Source organism: Geodermatophilus sp. DF01-2 (assembly GCF_004571065.1).
Classification (GTDB): domain Bacteria; phylum Actinomycetota; class Actinomycetes; order Mycobacteriales; family Geodermatophilaceae; genus Geodermatophilus.
Window position 1 is genome coordinate 1 of sequence record NZ_SPQN01000016.1, and the last position, 16839, is coordinate 16839.

A 16839-nucleotide genomic window follows, 5' to 3' on the forward strand; every position below is an offset into this window, starting at 1 on the left:
CTGTCGGGAACAACCCGCTTGAACGCTACGTAGGGCCGGGAGACGGGCGCAGGCACCGCCCACACGCACGCGCACACAACCCCAACGTCAAGATCAGCTCGACCGGACACCGGCGAGCCGATCACCCCTACCCAAGAACGCTCCAAGCCCGACTTGACTTCGACCTCATAGGTTGGTCAGTTCCAGCAGTCGGAGGAGTCGGGCGTTGTCCGTCCGCAGCCGGCCGACCTCGTCGCGAAGCGCTGACAGCTCGTCGTCCAGGCCGGTGAACGGCAGGGTGCCCTGCTCCGCGGACCCGGACGGAATCGGCACGACTCCATACTGTCCCGGGAGCGCGACCTCGCGGCAGGGCCCGCAGCTCCCGCATGCCGCGGAGGGGTCGGTGCCCGGCCGTGAGCAGGTTCTCGCTGTCGATAGAGGCACGCCGTAAATCGTTGTCTTACACTGTCGCCGTGGGGCTGCACTGGGCGGACGAAGACGCCGCCTACATCCGGTCCCGCTCGAGTCGGTACGCGGGTGCGTTCGACATCGAGCCGGCCTGGACGGTGGAGGTGATGACCGATGCGCGGCTCGTCGAACTCTCGCCGTACCCGACGTCTCGGGTTGGCGCCACCGGCTTCATCGGATACTCGCCGTCCGCCGGCAAGGTCCTCGTTGTCATCGCCTATCGCGATCTCGACGGCGATCTCCACGGCATGAACGCCTGGCCGGCCAGCGGCCGCGATCTCGCGATGTACCTACAGGAGGTTGGCGATGGCGAAGAAGCTTGATCCTCGCGAGGCTGGCGCCGCACGCGAGGACGCCCGGCGACTGGAAGCGGGGGCCGACACCGGCGAGCCGTACCCGGACGGCACGGTCGTCAGCCGCCCGAACCAGGCGAGTCGGATGTTCAATGTCCGCCTCTCGGAGGAACAGTTCGCAGCAATCCAAGAGATCGCCGAGAGCCAGCACCTACCGATGTCCACGATGGCCCGAGCGTGGCTCCTGGACCGGCTCGACAAGGAACGCCAAGCGTCCTGACGAGCGCCGCTCGCCAGTTGGGGAGACGCAGGTGTGCATCACATGGTGTCCGAGGGGCGACACGCTACTTCCGCACACGCCTGCGAGAGCCGGGGGCCGATCAGCCGTAGACGTCGGCGCGGTGCGAGATGCGCACGACCCGGACCAGGATCTCGTCGTCGTGGATCGAGTAGATGACGCGGTACTGGCCTCGTCGCGCGGACCAGTACCCCTCGAGCTCGAAGCGCAGGGGCTTGCCGACGCGGTGGGGATCGGCGGCGAGCGGTCCATAGAGGAAGTCGACGACCGCGACTGCAACTGGCTCGGGAAGGTGGAGTTCGATGGCCCGCTTGGCGGCTGCCGACAGGACGACGGTGTAGGTCCGGGGCCCGGTCACCCGCGGCGGGCTGCCAGTGCGGCCCGCACCTGGGCCTCGTCGTAGACCTCGCCGCCGGCCATCTCGGTCTCGGCCTGCCGGATGTCGGACCTGGCTTCGGGATCCGACAGGATCTCCAGCGTTTCCATCAGGGATTCGTAGTCCTCGACCGCGAGGAGTACGGCGACCGGGCTGCCGTTCTTGGTGATCGTCACCCGTTCATGGGTTCCGGACACCTCGTCGATGACCTGGCTGAAATGAGCCTTGACCGCGGCGAGCGACTGCGTGGTCATGACCAATATCCTGGTCAGCAGTGCCGGGGTCGGTCAAGGAGTTGCGCGGTGATCGGCGTAGCGCGGCGGCGGCTCGCCGCCCGCTCGCCCGCGCGTGGGTGGGCTGGGAGTACCGGGGCTAGGCCTCGCACCGGCCGTGTTCCGGCTCGGACCCATCGGGTCCGGCGGCGGTCGACCGCGATCAGGGGGCCGCGTTCGCCATGACGGTTCGTCGAGTGTCCACGTCGGTCGTGCTGAGCGTGACGCCTGCCGAGCCGATCGATCCGGAGCGCCATACGGTCGGCGTCCCCGACGACATCGCGGCTGCCCTGACGGCCGCTGGGCAGCCCCGAGCACCGGGATCGTGGGTTCCGCGCAGCGGCCCGGTGCGATTGCTGTTCCAGCTCAGCGGCCCGGACCGCGTGGCCGCAGGCCAGCGACTGCTGGCCGAGGTGAGGCGCATGGGGTACGAGGCCGACCTCTCGTTCTCGCCCTGACGACCAGGTGCCGCTGCCGCGCTGTCCGGCCGGGTCCTCGGATGATCCTGGGGGCCGATCGGCGACAGGAGATGTCGCGTGACCGACATGACGGCGGGCTCACGCCGGATTTCGTGGCGCGTCTTCTCGGGGCGGTCGCATGAGGTCTGTGACCTCGTTCGATCCCGAGGAGGCGTCGGGCCAGCCGCCCGTTCGACCCTGACTTCCCGGGAGGTCCCGTCACGGGGTCCGCGGCCACGTCGCCCGCGAGATCGTCCCCTTCGATCCATTCGCCTCTCAAGGCATCGGCGAGCGTGCCGACACCAGGAACAGCAGAACCCCCACGGCCAGGCGATCGTGGGGGTTCTCTGCTGGTGTCCGAGGGGGGACACGATACTTCCGCACACGCCTGCCCATTCGGGACCATCGAGCCTGACCTAGGCGCTGACCTGCAGTGATGGATTCGGAGGTCATTACCTAGGACGCGGCTCAGCGCCCCTTGGCTGATCCCGACGGCTGATCGGCGGCGATCTCCCCGTCCCAGTGACTGATCACATGGAGGACGGCGTCCCACATGTCAGGACAGGGGCGCGGTCAACACGGTTTCGCGCCCGACGGGCTCCCAGCGTCCCAACCACGTGTGGGGCTGGCCTCCCACGGCGGTCGCGGGGGTTCAGCCCTTTCGAGCAAGCCACCGCCGCCCTGCGTGCCCAACTACGGCAGCAACTGTGGCAACTTCGTCGGTGCCTCCCTCTACTGTGTCCGCCACCTGGCTGAACGCGACGGAGGGAGTGCGGGGCGTGAGCACGATCGTCGGAGACCTTGCCCGCGTCCGGTCAGCCTTCCGGAAGCCGACGTTGACCCTGCTTGCCCGCCGCAAGTGGGCGCCGCTGATCCTGGCCGTGTTCACCTCCCAGTTCTCCCGGGACCGCCCCCGCATCCCGGCCGAGCAGTTCCATGCCCAGGTGGAGACGCTGCTGGACGAGTTGCGCCTCGCCGGGGAGGAGGTGCCGGACGGCACCGCCCGCGACCTGTGCCGCGGCTGGGTCGACGGCCAGTGGCTGTCGCTGAGCGCGACCGAGGATGACGTCGAGGAGTACGGCCTCACCTCGCACGCGCAGGAGGCGCTCGGCGTCATCGACCGGCTCGACAGCGACCGGCTGGAGTTCGGCGAATCCCGGATCAAGACGATCCTGGAAACGGCCCGCCGGGTGGCCACCGAGGCCAACCCCGACCGGGAGGAGCGGCTGCGCCGCCTGGACGAGGAGATCGGGCGGCTCACCGTCGAACGGGACCGGATCGCCGCCGGAGGCGACATCCAGGCCGCCACCGTCGAGCAGATGCTCGACCGGTACAACAACCTCAACGCGTTGCTCGCCGCGCTGCCCGGCGACTTCCTCCGGGTCTCCGAGGCGGTCAAGCGGATCCACCGCGACATCGTCGCCGAGTTGCGCGCCGACCAGCGCCGCTCCGGGGAGGTACTGGACGACTACCTGCGCCAGGCCGACCGGTTGATGCAGGAGTCGCAGGAGGGCCGGGCGTTCACCGGCGCGGTCGACCTGCTGCGCGACGAGGTGTTGATGGACGACCTGAGCGAGGATCTCGACGCCATCCTCGCCCACGAGTTCGCCGAGCGGCTCACCCCCGCGCAGCGGATCGAACTGCGCCGCACCGTCTACGGCATCCACCGCGGCATGGACACCGTGCTCGCCCAGCGTCGCCGCCTGTCGGCGACGCTGCGCACCCACATGGCCCGGCACGACCCGCTGCGGGACCGGGAACTGGACGAGGCGCTGCGCGTCGCCGACACCGAGATGCTGCGCTGGATGGAGACCGCCGGGCCGCGCGCCCGGGTGCCGGTCGACCTGGGCCTGGCGCAGGTGGAGATCGGGCACCTGCGGGCCCGGCTCTACGACCCGCAGAACGACGCGCCCCCGCCGCCGCTAGAGACCCACGCCGGCGGGGAGGACACCGTCGACTTCGACGACGTCCGCAAGCAGGGCGGCCCGACCCTGGCAGCGCTGCGGGCTGCGATCGAGGAGGCGCTGGGCGAGTACGAGTCGGTGACCGCGGCCGAGGTGTTCGACGCGCTGCCCGATGACCTGCGGCGGCCGGTGGAGATTCTCGGGCTGCTGCACCTGTCGGTCATCGAGGCCGGAGCCGAACCCGACCCAGGGGACACCGCCGTGTTCGAGGCCATCCGCCCCGGTGGGGACCGGCGGTCGTTCCGCGCCCCGAACCTGCTGCTTACCGGCGTCCCGTCCGCGGGCCCGGACATCCCTGCCGCTGCTGCCGACGAGGAGTCCCCGCGATGACCGGCCCGTACGCCTCGAGCGGGGCGGACACCGAGACGGTGGACTTCGACCTGCACGACAGCGAGGTCGTCGACCCGGACGACGACCGGCTCGGCGTCGACGACCTCGACGCCGACGACCACGCCGGCGAGGGGATCGCCGCCGGACCCGACGACGAGGACGACTGGATCGGCGAGGACGAGCCGCCCACCGGTCAGGAGGCCCTGTTCGTCGGGGACGTCGGCGCCCTCCCGCTGAAGGCCCGCGAGGCGCTCGTCGCCCTGCTCCGGCGGCGCTACATCTCTGCCGACCGCCACCCCATCGAATGGCGCTCCGTGATCGACTACGAGGGAGCGCTGCGCTCCCGGCTCAACGACCAGTTCCTCCAGCTGGTCGTCGACCACGAGTACGAGGTCGCCTACAAGACCCAGGCCGTCTCCGAGGCCGGCCGCAAGTTCCCCACCCTGCTCTACGACCAGGCGTACAACCGCGAAGAGACGATCCTGCTGCTGCTCCTGCGACGGGAGATCCGCAAACGGCAGAAGCAGGGCGACGACAAGGTGTTCGTCGACCGGGCCACCCTGATCGAATGGGTCAGCGACTACCGGCCGGTGTCGGCGACCAACCAGGTTCGGGACAACCGGTCCGCCGGGAACGCCATCGACGCGCTCATCAAGAACGACATCCTGCTGCGCACCAAGGTCGAGGACCGCTACGTCGTCTCCACGATCATCGAGGTACTTATGCCCGTCGAGTCGATCAAGGCGCTCGGCGCGTGGCTGAAGGCGCAGAACACCGGCGCCGCGGGCGGCGACCCCGACGCAGCAGATGACACGGCCGACGGGGCGGCCGACGACGACCTGGACGGCACCGACGACGTCGCGGCCGACGACGACGTCATGGGCGCCGACGCGGGAACTGCCGCGGACGACGAGGAGACCAGCGACGAGCAGGACGAGGAGCGCTGAGGCGTGATCGATCAGCCCATCCCGGGGATGGCAACCCATGGCCTCAACGTCACCCAGTGGCGCGCGGAAACCCTCCAGGTGATCAACTGGGGCGGGTTCGCCGGGCACCACAGCGTGCCGCTGGACACCGTTAACAACCTGTTCACCGGGCCGTCCGGCAGCGGGAAGTCCACCCTCCTCGACGCCTACCTGGCGCTGATGATGGACTCCCGCACCCCGCTCAACGGGGCCTCCAACGACAACGCCACCGGCCGGGCGCGCTCTGCCGAGCAGCGCTCCACCCTCTCCTACGCCCGCGGGCAGATCGGCACCACTCGCGACGACTACGGGGCCCGCCCCAAGGTGCTGCGCGGCGACGGCGGCAACACCTGGTCCGCGATCGCCATGACCTGGACCCGCGGCGACGGGGAGAAGTTCACCGCGCTGCGCCTGTACTGGGTCCCCGCCGCGGCCAGCAAGCAGACCGACGTCAAGATGCACCTGGCCACCATCTCCGGCGAGTTCAACCTCGCCTCGGTCGAACCGCACGCCGTCCACCAGTTCCATCACACCCGGATGAACGCCGCGTTTCCCGGGCTGACCTTCGCCGACTCCTACCTGAAGTTCGCCGCCGGTCTGTTCAAGCGGCTCGACATCGGCGCCAACGGCGACGGCGCGTCGGCGCTGAAACTGCTCGCCCGCATCCAGGGCGGACGGCAGGTCGCCTCCGTCGACGGCCTGTACAAGACCCTGGTCCTGGAAGAGCCGAAGACCTACGAGGCCGCCGACACCGCCATCGCGCACTTCCGTGAACTGGAAGGCTCCTACGAGCAGATGCGCAACGCCGAGGAGCAGGTGGCGACGCTGAAGGTCATCGCGACCGCCTACCCGGCGCTGCGCGAGGCCGAGCAGGAAGCGTTCCTCATCGACACTTTCCGGGTCAGCGAAACCGAACCCGACGCGGCCACCCCGCTCAACCTGTGGCGCTACCGCACCGAGCGCGACCTGCTCGATACCGAGGTCGACACCATCATCGCCGAGAAGGAGGAGCAGGACGGGATCAAGCGGTCCGCCGGCCGGGAAGCGCTCAGCCTGGAGGCGCAGATCACCGAGAATCTCGCCCAGCAGCGCGACAACGGTGGCGACGCCCTCCAGCAGGCCGAAACGGACCTGAAGACCTTCACCGAGGCCCGCGACGAGACCCAGCGCGCCCGGGCCCGGTTCGAGCAGCAGACCCTGCTGGTCGGCCCGACCCCGGCCACCCGGGAGGACTTCACCGCCCTGCACGTGGCCGCCGGGCAGTTCCTCGCCGGATACGCCGCCGCCGAAGAAGACCTCGCCGACCGGATCAAGGCCGCCCACCTGCACGCCGCCCCCTACCTCACCGAGCAGGACACCCTGCTCAAGGAGAAGACCTGGCTGCTCGGCCGCGGCGACCTCATCCCGCAGAACTTGCACGAGGCCCGGGTGCTCATCGCCGAACGGGTCGGCCTGGACCCCGCCGACCTGCCCTTCGTCGCCGAACTGATCGACCTCGCGCCGGAACACAACCAGTGGCGGGAGGCCGCCGAACTGCTGCTCGGCGGGTTCGCCCGCACCATGCTCGTGCCCCGCACCCAGGGCCGCGGCTTCCGCACCCGGCTCAACGCGTTGCGGCTCAAGCCCCGCATCAACTTCACCCTCGCGGCCATCGGTGCCCCGACCCGCACCCTGGACGAGACGCTGCTGCCCGGACGGCTGATCTTCCGCGACTCGCCGTTCACCGGCTGGCTGCAGGCCGAACTCGGCCGCCGGTTCGACTACGCGTGCGTGCCTGACCCGACCGCGTTCGCCGACGACACCCGCCGCCGGATCACCCTCACCGGTCAGACTCAGGACGGGGACCGCGGCGCGCACGGCGGCCACGGGCAGCGTCCCATCCTCGGGTTCTCCAACGAGCGGGCCATCGCCGAGATCAACGACCGGCTCGGCGAACTCGCCAACATCCTCGGCGACGCTGCCCGCGCCGAGCAGCGGCTCACCGCCGAACGGCAGCAGTTGGGCAACATCCGCGCCGCCCACCAGGTCGTCCGCAACACCGCCTGGGACACCATCGACGTCGCCGCCGCGACCGCCCGGGTCGAGGCCAAGACCGCCGAGCGGGACGCGTTGCTGGCCAACAGCGACATCCTGCGCACCCTCCAGAAGACCGAGCAGAACCTGCGGGAGCGGCGGGACAAGGCCGTGCGGGCCAAGAACGCCGCCGAAGACCGCATCGAGGTCCTCAACGGCCAGCATGGCGCGCTCGCCACCCGGCAGGACACGGTCGGTGATCTGCTCGCCGACCTCGACGACAACCCGCACGTCAGCCTCGCCGACGACCAGGCGAGCAGGCTGGTCGCCGAGTACGAGAAGTTCTCCACCACCGGCGCCCACGCCGACTTCGAGAAGGTGTTCGACCACATCCGCCGGGGACTGGCCGAGCAGGTCCGCAAGGCCCGCGAGGACATCAGGACGCAGACGACCATGCTCACCAACGCGTTCGAGGCGTTCCAGCGGAACTGGCCCAACCGCAACCTCGGCACCGGCGTGGAGTCCTACCCCGACTACCGGGCCATCCTCGACGACCTGATCGCCGAGGGGCTGCCGCAGCGCCGCGAGACGTTCACCGCCAAGGTCGTCGACTGGTCCGGGGAGGACCTGCTCAGCCTGCACAGCGCGTTCCGGGAGGCGTTGGAAGAGATCTCGGACCGGCTCGTCCCGGTCAACGAGATCCTGCACGGGCTGGCGTTCGGGCCTGGCCGGGATCGGCTGTGCATCACGCTGCGCTCGCTCGGCGGCCGGGAGCAGGACCGCTTCCGGCGCGAGTTGAAGATCCTCGCCTCGCACACCACCGCCGACCTCTCCCCGGACGACATCGAGGCCCGGTTCGAGGAGTTGCGGGCGTTCATCAAGCGGATCCGCACGGTCGACGACGGCGGCACCTCCGGTGACCGCGACGCCCTGCTCGACGTCCGCCGCCACATCCACATCGAGGCCGAGTGCCTGGACAAGGACACCGGCGAGCAGATCAGCATCTACGACAGCCTCGGCAACAAGTCCGGCGGCGAGACCCAGGAGTTGATCGCGTTCATCGTCGGCGCGGCGCTGCGCTACCAGTTGGGCAATGCCACCCAGGTCGTGCCCACCTACGCCCCGGTGTTCCTCGACGAGGGGTTCGTCAAGGCCGACGCCGAGTTCGCCGGGCGCGCCGTCAACGCCTGGCGCGGCCTCGGCTTCCAGTTGATCATCGCCGCCCCGCTGGACAAGTACACCGCCATCGAGCCGTACATGGACCAGACGTTCAACGTGGTCAAGACCGCCGACGGGCATACCCGCCGCCAGCGCGTCGTCGGGCTCACCCCGGCCCGTCCCGTCCCCCGGATGTCGTGAAGACCCCGGACGGCCTGCTCGTCGACCTGCGGCGGCGCGTCGGCAACACGTGGGCCGACACCCTCACCGGCCGGCCCACTGTCCAGCCCACCGGCGAGCCCGGGGATCCCGGGGACGCCGGACGGCCGGTGTGGCCGCTCACCCTGCCGCTCGGCAAACCCACCAAGGCCGACCTGGACACCCGCTGGACCGACCTGCGCCGCCTGGCCATCGACTGGCGCACCTGGGCCGACGAGCGCGGGCTGCCCTTGAAGTGGGAGACCCGGATGGTGCGCGGCACTCCGCAGCCGCTGCCCACCCACCTCACCATCCCCGACATCGACAGCGCCGCCGCGCTGCTCGGCGACGGCTGGCCCGAGCGCCTGGCCCGCGCCCGCACCCGGCACGCCGTCCTGGCGGAGAGGTTTCCGCACGCCGCCGCCGGCGCCACGCTCCGCGCCGTGGACCGGCTCACCGACATCGACTTTGGGCTGCTCTGCGACGCCGCCGCCTGGTTCGCCACCCACGACGCCACCGGCTACACCCCGCGGCAGGTGCCGATCGAGGGCCTGCACGGCAAATGGCTTAACCGCAACCAGGCGCTGGTCACCCGGCTCGCCGGACGCGACACCCTCGGCCTGGTCGGCCGCCCCTCCCGGGTCCACTTCACCTACCTGGACCCGGCGCACCGGGCCGCCGGGGGACGCCACCACGACAGCCACACCCTCGGCGACACCACGACCCCGGCCTATCCGCCGAGGATCGCGGTCATCACCGAGAACAAGGACTCCGCCGTCTACTTCCCCGAGGTGCCCGGCGGCATCGCGATCGAAGGCAACGGCGACGCCGCCATCCGCGTCCTCCGCATCCCGTGGCTGGCCGCGGTGCCCGCGATCGTCTACTGGGGCGACATCGACGCCGACGGCTACGAGATCGTGCACGCCCTGCGCGACGGCGGCCTGACCGTCACCACCATCCTCATGGACGGTGCCGCCTATACCGGCTACGAGCGATTCGGCGCCTGGACCGACGACAAGGGCGCGCCCATCGGTTGCGCTGATCGTCAGGATTTGCACCGGCTCACCGACGCTGAGTGGGCCGTGTACGAGCAGATCACCGACCCGTCCTGGACCCGCGTCCGCCGTGTCGAGCAGGAACGCATCCCCCTCGACGTCGCGGTGCAGGCACTGGTGACGACGGACTCCCGGCTACCCGGCCGGGTTCCCGTCTCCGGGCGTCCGGCGGTCGCGTAGCGCGGCGGGGTCGGACAGATCCAGCCGGACGGCCGTCCCAGGCTCAACGCTGGCGGCGGCGTCGCGGCGGGCGGCGGTGCTCGTACGGCCACCGGCCCGGACCATCCCAGCGGCCGGAGGGCCAGAGCCCGGTCAGCAGGTACTGGCGGGTGATCCGCCGGAACCCGCTGCCCTCCGACGCCGCACCGCGTCGAGCGACTGCTCGACCTGACCGACGTCGCCGCAGGCACGGTCACGAAGTTCCAGCGGAGCGCTCCCGACAGGATCGTCACCAGCCTGCGCCCGTCGCACGTGGGGCTCGTCTCCCAGGAGGAGTTCGACCAGGTGCAGACCCTCATCAGGTCATCGGCCGACGCGGGCGGCACCAAGCCGCGGTCCGTGCGTGCCGCGACGTCGCCCTATCAGCTCCGCGGCCTCCTCCACTGCCGCCTCTGCGGTCGACGCATGTCTGGTCACCGGCGCGGCCCGACGCTTTACTACCGGTGCCGCGCTGCGGACCTGATCTCGTCGCAGCGCGAAAGGCATCCGAGCATCGTCTACGTCCGCGAGGACACGCTTGTGCCGTTGCTGCAGGAGTGGCTGCTTGGCTTCTTCGCGCCTGATCGGGTCAACGAGACCCTCGAGGCGCTCGTCGGCGCGAACGAGCCCTCCTTGGCGGCATCAACGCGGCGCGCGGTGATCACCGGCCGCCTGAGGGACGCGGAGAAGCGCCTTGCCCAGTACAAGGCTGCCCTCGGACAAGGAGCGGACGTCGCCCTCGTCAGTGCCTGGATCAACGAGGCGACCGCGGACATCGCCCACGCGCGGCTCGACCTGACCACCGCCGACAGTGCCGTGCCACAGGAGATGAGCCGCGAGGAGTTGGAGCGAGTCGTCAGCGACATGTCGCTGGTCGTCGCCAGGCTCGCCTCAGCCGATCCAGCCACGAAGGCCGCGCTCTACCGCGACCTCAGCCTGCGCCTCACGTACGACTACGACCAGCGGGAGGTCGAGGCGGAGGTCAGCACAGCCGAAGCGTGTGCGAAACGTGGTGTCCGAGGGGGGACTTGAACCCCCACGCCCGATAAAGGGCACTAGCACCTCAAGCTAGCGCGTCTGCCATTCCGCCACCCGGACAGGTGGGCCGCTCTCACAAGCGCCGGAAGCCAGCATAACCGAGCCTCGACCGGGCGTCGCAGACCCCCGGTGGCACGATCGTCGGCATGTCCGACCCGACCCCGGCCCCCCTCGCCCGAGCCCAGGACGAGGTCGCGGAGCTGCTGAGCGACCTCATCCGCATCGACACGACGAACACCGGCGACACCGCCACCGGCAAAGGCGAGCGGACGGCGGCGGAGTGGGTCGCCGGCAAGCTGGACGAGGTCGGCATCGCCAGCACGATCCTGGAATCGGAGAAGACACGGGCCAGCCTGGTCGCCCGCATCCCCGGCGCCGATCCGAGCCGCGAGGCGCTGCTCGTCCACGGCCACCTCGACGTCGTCCCCGCCGACCCGGCCGAGTGGAGCGTCCACCCCTTCTCGGGCGAGGAGCGCGACGGCTACGTCTGGGGCCGCGGCGCGGTCGACATGAAGGACATGGACGCCATGGTCCTGGCGCTGGTCCGTGACTGGGCCCGCACCGGCGTCCGGCCGCCGCGCGACATCGTGCTGGCCTTCGTCGCCGACGAGGAGGCCGGCGGCCGGCTCGGCGCCCGCTTCCTCGTCGACACGCACCCCGACCTCTTCGAGGGCTGCACCGAGGCGATCAGCGAGGTCGGCGGATTCAGCATCACCGTCCGCGACGACCTGCGCCTCTATCTGGTCCAGACCGCGGAGAAGGGCCTGGCCTGGATGCGGCTGACCGCCGGCGGCAGGCCCGGCCACGGCTCGTTCGTCCACGACGACAACGCGGTCACCCGGCTCTGCCAGGCCGTCGCCCGCCTCGGCTCGGCCCGCCTGCCGACGACGCTCACCCCGCCGATGCGGCAGTTCCTCGCCGCCGTCGAGGACGCCTACGGCATCGAGATCGACCCCGACGAGCCCGAGCAGGCCCTCGCCCGGCTGGGCAGCATCAGCCGGATGATCGGCGCGGCGCTGCGCAACACGGCCAACCCCACGATGCTCGACGCCGGGTACAAGGCCAACGTCATCCCCGGCACCGCGAGCGCCACCGTCGACGGCCGCTTCCTCTACGGCCAGGAGGAGGAGTTCGAGCGCCAACTGGCCGGCCTGATCGGCGAAGGCGTGCAGCGGGAATGGCTCGTCCACGACCAGGCCGTGGAGACGACGTTCGACGGGCCGCTCGTCGATGCGATGGTGGCGGCGCTGAAGTCCGAGGACGACGGCGCCCGCCCGGTGCCCTTCACGATGAGCGGCGGCACCGACGCCAAGAGCTTCGAGCGCCTGGGGATGCGCTGCTTCGGCTTCTCGCCGCTGCGACTGCCGCCCGAACTCGACTTCGCCTCGCTCTTCCACGGCATCGACGAGCGCGTCCCGGTCGAGTCGCTGCGCTTCGGCATCCGGGTCCTCGATCGGTTCCTCCGCAGCTCGTGATGTGATGCCGGGGTGACTGACACCACTCCGGGCCCCGGCTCCGTCGCACTGATCACCGGGGGGACCGGCGGTTTCGGCCGCGCCCTCGCCACCACGCTGGGGGAGCGGGGCGTCACCGTCGTCCTCGCCGACCTCGACAGCGAGCGGGCCCGCGACACGGCCGCCGACCTGGGCGCCCAGTTCGAGGTCCTCGACGTGACCGACCGCGCCGCCAACGTCGCCCTCGTCGAGCGCATCGAGGCCCAGCACGGCCGGCTGGACGCCGCCTACCTCAACGCCGGCATCTCCGCGGCCAAGTCCGACGACGAACTCGACCTCGACGAGTTCATGCGGGTCGTCGACGTCGACCTCTTCGGCGTCGTCTACGGCGTCCTCGCCGCGCGCCCGGCCATCAAGCGGGCCGGCGGCGGCGCCATCGTCGTCACCGCGTCCCTGGCCGGGCTCTCGCCCATGGCCACCGACCCCGGCTACAGCGTCGCCAAGGGCGGGGCCATCGCCTTCGTCCGCTCGATGGCGCCGCGCCTGGCCCGCGAGGGGACGACGATCACCGCGATCTGTCCCGGTTTCGCCGACACCGCGATCATCGACCGGATCCGCGACCAGTTCACCGCGGCCGGCTTCCCCGTGCTCTCGGCCGAGGAGGTCGCCGACGCGATGGTGATGGCCTGGACGTCGGGTGAGCCGGGTGCGGCATACGTCGTCCAGCCCGGGGTCGGCACGGTGCCCTACCGGTTCAAGGGCGTGCCCTCGGCGAAGACGCAGAGCGGCGAGACCGCCGTCGTCCCGGAGGCACTGCGCCCGCCGACGATGCGCTGACGCGTCAGGAGGCGCCGGCGCGGCAGGCGAACAGGAACGCGGGCGGGACGTTCCACGGGGTGATCTTCTGTCGCACCGACGGGAAGCGGCGGCGCAGCTCGCGCAGGATCAGCGGCGAGTACTGGATGACCAGCACCACCCCGCCCGGCGCGAGGGCGACCGGCAGCAGGTCCAGGACCCGGCGGCGCAGCCCGGCGTCGAACGACGTGTAGGGCAGCGCGGAGACGAGGACGTCGGCGCGCTTGCCGCCCAGGTGCGCGTCCAGGTTCTCCGCGGAGTCGCAGACCACCTGCAGCCGCGGGTCGTCGTAGCGCGCGTCGAGCAGCTTGGCGAGGTCGGGGTCGATCTCCAGCGACACCAGCCGGGCGTTCGGGCCCAGCCGTGCGAGGATCTCGCCGGTCTGCACACCGGTGCCCGCGCCGAGTTCGACGACCAGCTCGGCCGAGGGCACGTCGGCCAGGTCGAGCATGTCCCGCACCGCCCAGCGGGACGTGGGCAGGATGGCCCCCACCTGGCGCGGGTTGGCCACGAACGCGCGCAGGAAGCGCAGCCGGTCGGTCAGGGGCTCTCTCATGCCGTCCTTCCAGGCCGCCCGGGCGGCGGCCGAACCCTGTCGACCCTGGCACGTCCGGGCGGCGAGAGCGACCGCAGGGCCGGAGGGGCGCAGGGGGCCGTGAGCGTCGTCACGCAACGGTCTGGCAGGGTCGCCGGTGTGCGTGCATGGCGGGTCCACGAACTCGGCGATCCCTCGACCGCCCTGACCCTCGACGAGGTCGAGCGGCCGACGCCGGCCGAGGGGCAGTTGCTGGTCCGGGTGCGGGCGGCGGCGCTGAACTTCCCCGACGTCCTCATGGCCGCCGGCCGGTACCAGGAGCGCCCCCCGCTGCCCTACACCCCGGGCATCGAGCTGTGCGGCGAGGTCGTCGGCACCGGTCAGCGGGTGCTCGGCTCGCCCTCCGGTGGGCCCGGCGCGTTCGCCGAGTACGCCCTCATGGACGCGAACGCCGCCTGGCCGGTGCCCGAGGGCATGTCCGACGAGAAGGCCGCCGCGCTGTACCTCACCTATCAGACCGGCCACGTCGGCCTGCACCGCCGCGCGCACCTCCAGCCGGGGGAGTGGCTGCTGGTGCACGCCGGCGCCGGCGGGGTGGGGTCGGCCGCCATCCAGCTGGGCAAGGCCGCCGGTGCGAAGGTCATCGCCACCGCCGGCGGCGCCCGCAAGGTCGAGGTGTGCCGCGAGCTCGGCGCCGACCACGTCGTCGACTACACGACCGAGGACTTCGTGCCGGTGGTCAAGGAGGTCACCGGCGGCACCGGCGCCGACGTGGTCTACGACCCGGTCGGGGGTGACGTCTTCGACCGGTCGCGGAGGTGCATCGCCTTCGAGGGCCGGCTGGTCGTCGTCGGGTTCACCAGCGGCCGCATCCCCGACGCCCCGGCCAACCACGCGCTGGTCAAGAACTACAGCGTCGTCGGCCTGCACTGGGGGCTCTACCGCCGGATGGAGCCGTCACTGGTCGCCACGACCCACGAGGAGCTGACCAGGCTGGTGGAGGGCGGCCAGGTCGATCCGCTCGTCGGCGAGGTGCTCCCGCTGGACCGGGCCCCGCAGGCGCTGGCCCGGCTCGCCGACCGCAGCACCGTCGGCAAGGTCGTGCTCGTCCCCTGACCGTCGGCACCGGGCCGCCGTCCCGCGAGGCTCAGATGTGCGGCTTGGGCAGGTAGGACAACCGCGCCCGGCGACGCAGGATGGCCTTGCGCGTGCCGTCGGCGTGCAGCTGCAGCCGGGCCAGTTCCCAGCCACCGGTGTCCGCCTGCAGGCTCAGCATGGTCGCCGCCGCGGACCGGGACGTGCCCGGTGGGATCCGCAGCGGCGCGAACTCGTACTCCCCGGCGACCGCCTCCATCCCGCCGATTGTGCCCGTCGGGCGCCGGGTGGTCACGGGGTCCTCCTCCCGGTCCCCGACGAGCGCGGGGTGTCCCCGGCCCGCCGGCCCCCGTGCCCGGGAGGTGCTCCGTCCCCGAGGTGAGCTCGCCGGCCCGGCCCCTGCGACGCCGTCTCCGGACTGCCCGGCGCCGCCACGGACGGCAGGATGGGGCCGACCCCATCCCCTCGATGTGACGGAGGACGACGTGACAGCTCCCGGCAGCGACGTGCCCGACGCCGACCGTACGGAGCAGGAGGCCCCACTCGACCCGCCGGGCGTCGCGCTCGCTGGTGACGCCACCCCGCCCGGGGAGGGCGTTCCCGAGGCCGACGCCCTCGAGCAGCAGCTGGCCGCGCGGCCCGGAGAGGCCGGCAGCCCGCTGGGGCCGGTGGGCGACCGCGAGGCCGACGCAGCCGACGTCCTCGAGCAGGAGGCCGACGTCCCCGTCGACGAGGACGACACCCCCCTGTAGGGCCCGGCCCTGACCGGCCCTGCCCGGCCCTGCCCGGCCCGGTCCGGCGGCTCGGCGGACGGTCGGCGCGGTCGGCCGCTGGGGCGCAGAGGCCTCGACCGGCACCGGCTCGACCCCCGGGAACGGAACCTCCTGCCGGCGGCCCGGGTGCTCGCGGTGGGCAGCAGGCCGCCGACCGGGTGGGTCTGCGCAGGCGACCGGCTTCCCCCGCCCAGTCGATCAGGTTAGGCTGCCCTAAGCTGATTGCCCATCCCCCGAGGGAGCCCCGTGACGACGAGCCCTGCCGCGCCCGCTCTCCGGGCCGACCCCGCCGAGCGGGCTCGCACCGTCGCCTGCCGCACCTCCGCCGCGCTGTGCGTGCGCGGTCTGGACGCCGCGCGACCGCTCGCCTCCGCGACCACCGCGGACGGTACGACCTACGTGCTGGTGCCCACCGGTGGGGAGGTCACCACCGCGCTCGCCGGCCGGGACGACCTCACCGCCGCCCTCCTGGTCAGCGACCGGGCACCGGTCCCGCTGCGGGATCCGGTGCGCGCTCAGCTGTGGCTCTCCGGGTGGCTCACCCCCGTGCGCCCGGCCGTCCGGCGCGCCGCGGTGCTGGCGTTCGCCGAGGCGCGGCCGGCCGGGGCGCTGCTCGACGTGGGGCAGGGCGCCACCCTGCTGCGCCTCGACCTGGCCGAAGTGGTGCTGCGCGAGGGCGACCGCTGCGCCGAGGTCGGCCCGCAGGCCTACGCGGCCGCCCGGCCCGACCCGCTGGCCGGCGTCGAGGCGCGGATGCTGCAGCACCTCGACCGCGACCACCCCGAGGTGCTCGACCTGCTGCGCAGCCGCATCCCGCCGGCGGACCTCGGCCCGCACGACGTCGTCCGCCCGCTGGGCCTGGACCGTTTCGGCTACCGGCTGCGCATCGAGCGCCCGGCCGGCCGGCGCGACCTGCGGGTGCCGTTCCCGCGGCCGCTGACCTGCCCCGGCCAGCTGCAGGCGGCCACCCGTCGGCTCCTCTGCGCCACCCGGTAGGTGCCATTCGCGCGCGACGGCCCCGTCCAGGGCCCCCCGAGCTTGCGAGGGTGGGGAGGACGGGGTCC

18 protein-coding genes and 1 tRNA gene are annotated in these 16839 nt (G+C 71.9%); 13 read left to right on the top strand and 6 right to left on the bottom strand.

The features are described 5' to 3' along the window. Nucleotides 1-165 precede the first annotated feature (165 nt). Nucleotides 166-312 carry a hypothetical protein gene (locus E4P41_RS21950; RefSeq protein WP_167760952.1) on the bottom strand — a complete coding sequence of 49 codons (147 nt, stop codon included), beginning with the start codon at nt 310-312 and terminating at the stop codon, nt 166-168. Between the two features lie 140 nt (nt 313-452). Between E4P41_RS21950 and E4P41_RS06955 the strand changes: the two genes are divergently transcribed. Both E4P41_RS06955 and E4P41_RS06960 read left to right on the top strand, forming a co-directional pair. Continuing rightward, nucleotides 453-770, top strand: a complete 318-nt coding sequence (locus E4P41_RS06955) for a hypothetical protein (protein WP_209307576.1) — start codon at nt 453-455, stop codon at nt 768-770. Then, a complete protein-coding gene (locus E4P41_RS06960) occupies nt 754-1020 on the top strand; it encodes a hypothetical protein (protein ID WP_135140180.1) in 267 nt (88 codons plus the stop codon). The genes E4P41_RS06955 and E4P41_RS06960 overlap by 17 nt, the downstream gene beginning before the upstream one ends. Before the next feature lie 100 nt (nt 1021-1120). Here E4P41_RS06960 and E4P41_RS06965 read toward each other — a convergent pair whose 3' ends face one another. Together E4P41_RS06965 and E4P41_RS06970 are read right to left on the bottom strand one after the other, a co-directional pair. Then, nucleotides 1121-1396, bottom strand: coding sequence for a type II toxin-antitoxin system RelE/ParE family toxin (locus E4P41_RS06965; protein ID WP_135140181.1), 276 nt, complete (start codon nt 1394-1396; stop codon nt 1121-1123). Then, nucleotides 1393-1668 (bottom strand): type II toxin-antitoxin system Phd/YefM family antitoxin, encoded by a 276-nt coding sequence (locus E4P41_RS06970; RefSeq protein WP_135140182.1) that lies wholly within the window; start codon nt 1666-1668, stop codon nt 1393-1395. Before E4P41_RS06970 ends, E4P41_RS06965 begins: the two co-directional genes overlap by 4 nt. Nucleotides 1669-1883: 215 nt before the next feature. Here E4P41_RS06970 and E4P41_RS06975 point away from each other — a divergent pair, with 215 nt between their 5' ends. The 6 genes from E4P41_RS06975 to E4P41_RS07000 all read left to right on the top strand — a co-directional run bounded on the left by E4P41_RS06975 (nt 1884) and on the right by E4P41_RS07000 (nt 11057). After that, nucleotides 1884-2144 (top strand): hypothetical protein, encoded by a 261-nt coding sequence (locus E4P41_RS06975; RefSeq protein ID WP_135140183.1) that lies wholly within the window; start codon nt 1884-1886, stop codon nt 2142-2144. A 779-nt stretch (nt 2145-2923) separates the two neighbouring features. Continuing rightward, nucleotides 2924-4438, top strand: a complete 1515-nt coding sequence (locus E4P41_RS06980; RefSeq protein ID WP_167760953.1) for a DUF3375 domain-containing protein — start codon at nt 2924-2926, stop codon at nt 4436-4438. Then, complete coding sequence (locus E4P41_RS06985) at nt 4435-5385, top strand: DUF4194 domain-containing protein (RefSeq protein ID WP_135140185.1); 951 nt, start codon at nt 4435-4437, stop codon at nt 5383-5385. The genes E4P41_RS06980 and E4P41_RS06985 overlap by 4 nt, the downstream gene beginning before the upstream one ends. Before the next feature lie 3 nt (nt 5386-5388). Continuing rightward, a complete protein-coding gene (locus E4P41_RS06990; protein ID WP_135140186.1) occupies nt 5389-8775 on the top strand; it encodes an SbcC/MukB-like Walker B domain-containing protein in 3387 nt (1128 codons plus the stop codon). After that, nucleotides 8772-10007, top strand: coding sequence for a Wadjet anti-phage system protein JetD domain-containing protein (locus E4P41_RS06995; protein WP_167760954.1), 1236 nt, complete (start codon nt 8772-8774; stop codon nt 10005-10007). Before E4P41_RS06990 ends, E4P41_RS06995 begins: the two co-directional genes overlap by 4 nt. A 291-nt stretch (nt 10008-10298) precedes the next feature. Further along, nucleotides 10299-11057, top strand: coding sequence for a zinc ribbon domain-containing protein (locus E4P41_RS07000; RefSeq protein ID WP_167760955.1), 759 nt, complete (start codon nt 10299-10301; stop codon nt 11055-11057). On the opposite strand, the gene E4P41_RS07005 is transcribed toward E4P41_RS07000, so the two are convergent. Next, nucleotides 11036-11123 (bottom strand) — tRNA-Leu (locus tag E4P41_RS07005). The two genes, E4P41_RS07000 and E4P41_RS07005, sit on opposite strands and share 22 nt — an antisense overlap. A gap of 86 nt (nt 11124-11209) precedes the next feature. Here E4P41_RS07005 and E4P41_RS07010 point away from each other — a divergent pair. Then, nucleotides 11210-12538: a M20/M25/M40 family metallo-hydrolase gene (locus E4P41_RS07010; RefSeq protein WP_135140189.1), complete on the top strand. Its 1329-nt coding sequence runs from the start codon at nt 11210-11212 to the stop codon at nt 12536-12538. Between the two features lie 12 nt (nt 12539-12550). Further along, entirely contained in the window at nt 12551-13354 is an 804-nt protein-coding gene (locus tag E4P41_RS07015) for an SDR family NAD(P)-dependent oxidoreductase (protein WP_135140190.1), read from the top strand. Between the two features lie 4 nt (nt 13355-13358). Here the strand turns inward: E4P41_RS07015 and E4P41_RS07020 are convergent, their stop codons facing one another. After that, a complete protein-coding gene (locus E4P41_RS07020; protein WP_135140191.1) occupies nt 13359-13928 on the bottom strand; it encodes an rRNA adenine N-6-methyltransferase family protein in 570 nt (189 codons plus the stop codon). A 138-nt stretch (nt 13929-14066) separates the two neighbouring features. Between E4P41_RS07020 and E4P41_RS07025 the strand changes: the two genes are divergently transcribed. Further along, nucleotides 14067-15023: an NADPH:quinone oxidoreductase family protein gene (locus tag E4P41_RS07025; protein ID WP_135140192.1), complete on the top strand. Its 957-nt coding sequence runs from the start codon at nt 14067-14069 to the stop codon at nt 15021-15023. 31 nt (nt 15024-15054) lie between these two features. Here the strand turns inward: E4P41_RS07025 and E4P41_RS07030 are convergent, their stop codons facing one another. Further along, a complete protein-coding gene (locus E4P41_RS07030; RefSeq protein ID WP_245177157.1) occupies nt 15055-15297 on the bottom strand; it encodes a DUF5703 family protein in 243 nt (80 codons plus the stop codon). Nucleotides 15298-15487: 190 nt separating this feature from the next. On the opposite strand from E4P41_RS07030, the gene E4P41_RS07035 reads away from it, so the two are divergent. Together E4P41_RS07035 and E4P41_RS07040 are read left to right on the top strand one after the other, a co-directional pair. Then, on the top strand, nt 15488-15754 hold the full coding sequence (locus E4P41_RS07035; protein WP_135140193.1) for a hypothetical protein: 267 nt from the start codon (nt 15488-15490) through the stop codon (nt 15752-15754). 267 nt (nt 15755-16021) lie between these two features. Further along, on the top strand, nt 16022-16771 hold the full coding sequence (locus E4P41_RS07040) for a DUF2470 domain-containing protein (protein ID WP_135140194.1): 750 nt from the start codon (nt 16022-16024) through the stop codon (nt 16769-16771). Nucleotides 16772-16839: the final 68 nt, after the last annotated feature.

What these genes read in the sequence shown, in the direction of transcription:
- E4P41_RS07010 (WP_135140189.1), top strand. Translation starts at nt 11,210, where the DNA reads ATGTCCGACCCGACCCCGGCCCCCCTCGCCCGAGCCCAGGACGAGGTC.
- E4P41_RS06960 (WP_135140180.1), top strand. Translation starts at nt 754, where the DNA reads ATGGCGAAGAAGCTTGATCCTCGCGAGGCTGGCGCCGCACGCGAGGAC.
- E4P41_RS07020 (WP_135140191.1), bottom strand. Translation starts at nt 13,928, where the DNA reads ATGAGAGAGCCCCTGACCGACCGGCTGCGCTTCCTGCGCGCGTTCGTG.
- E4P41_RS06970 (WP_135140182.1), bottom strand. Translation starts at nt 1,668, where the DNA reads ATGACCACGCAGTCGCTCGCCGCGGTCAAGGCTCATTTCAGCCAGGTC.
- E4P41_RS06985 (WP_135140185.1), top strand. Translation starts at nt 4,435, where the DNA reads ATGACCGGCCCGTACGCCTCGAGCGGGGCGGACACCGAGACGGTGGAC.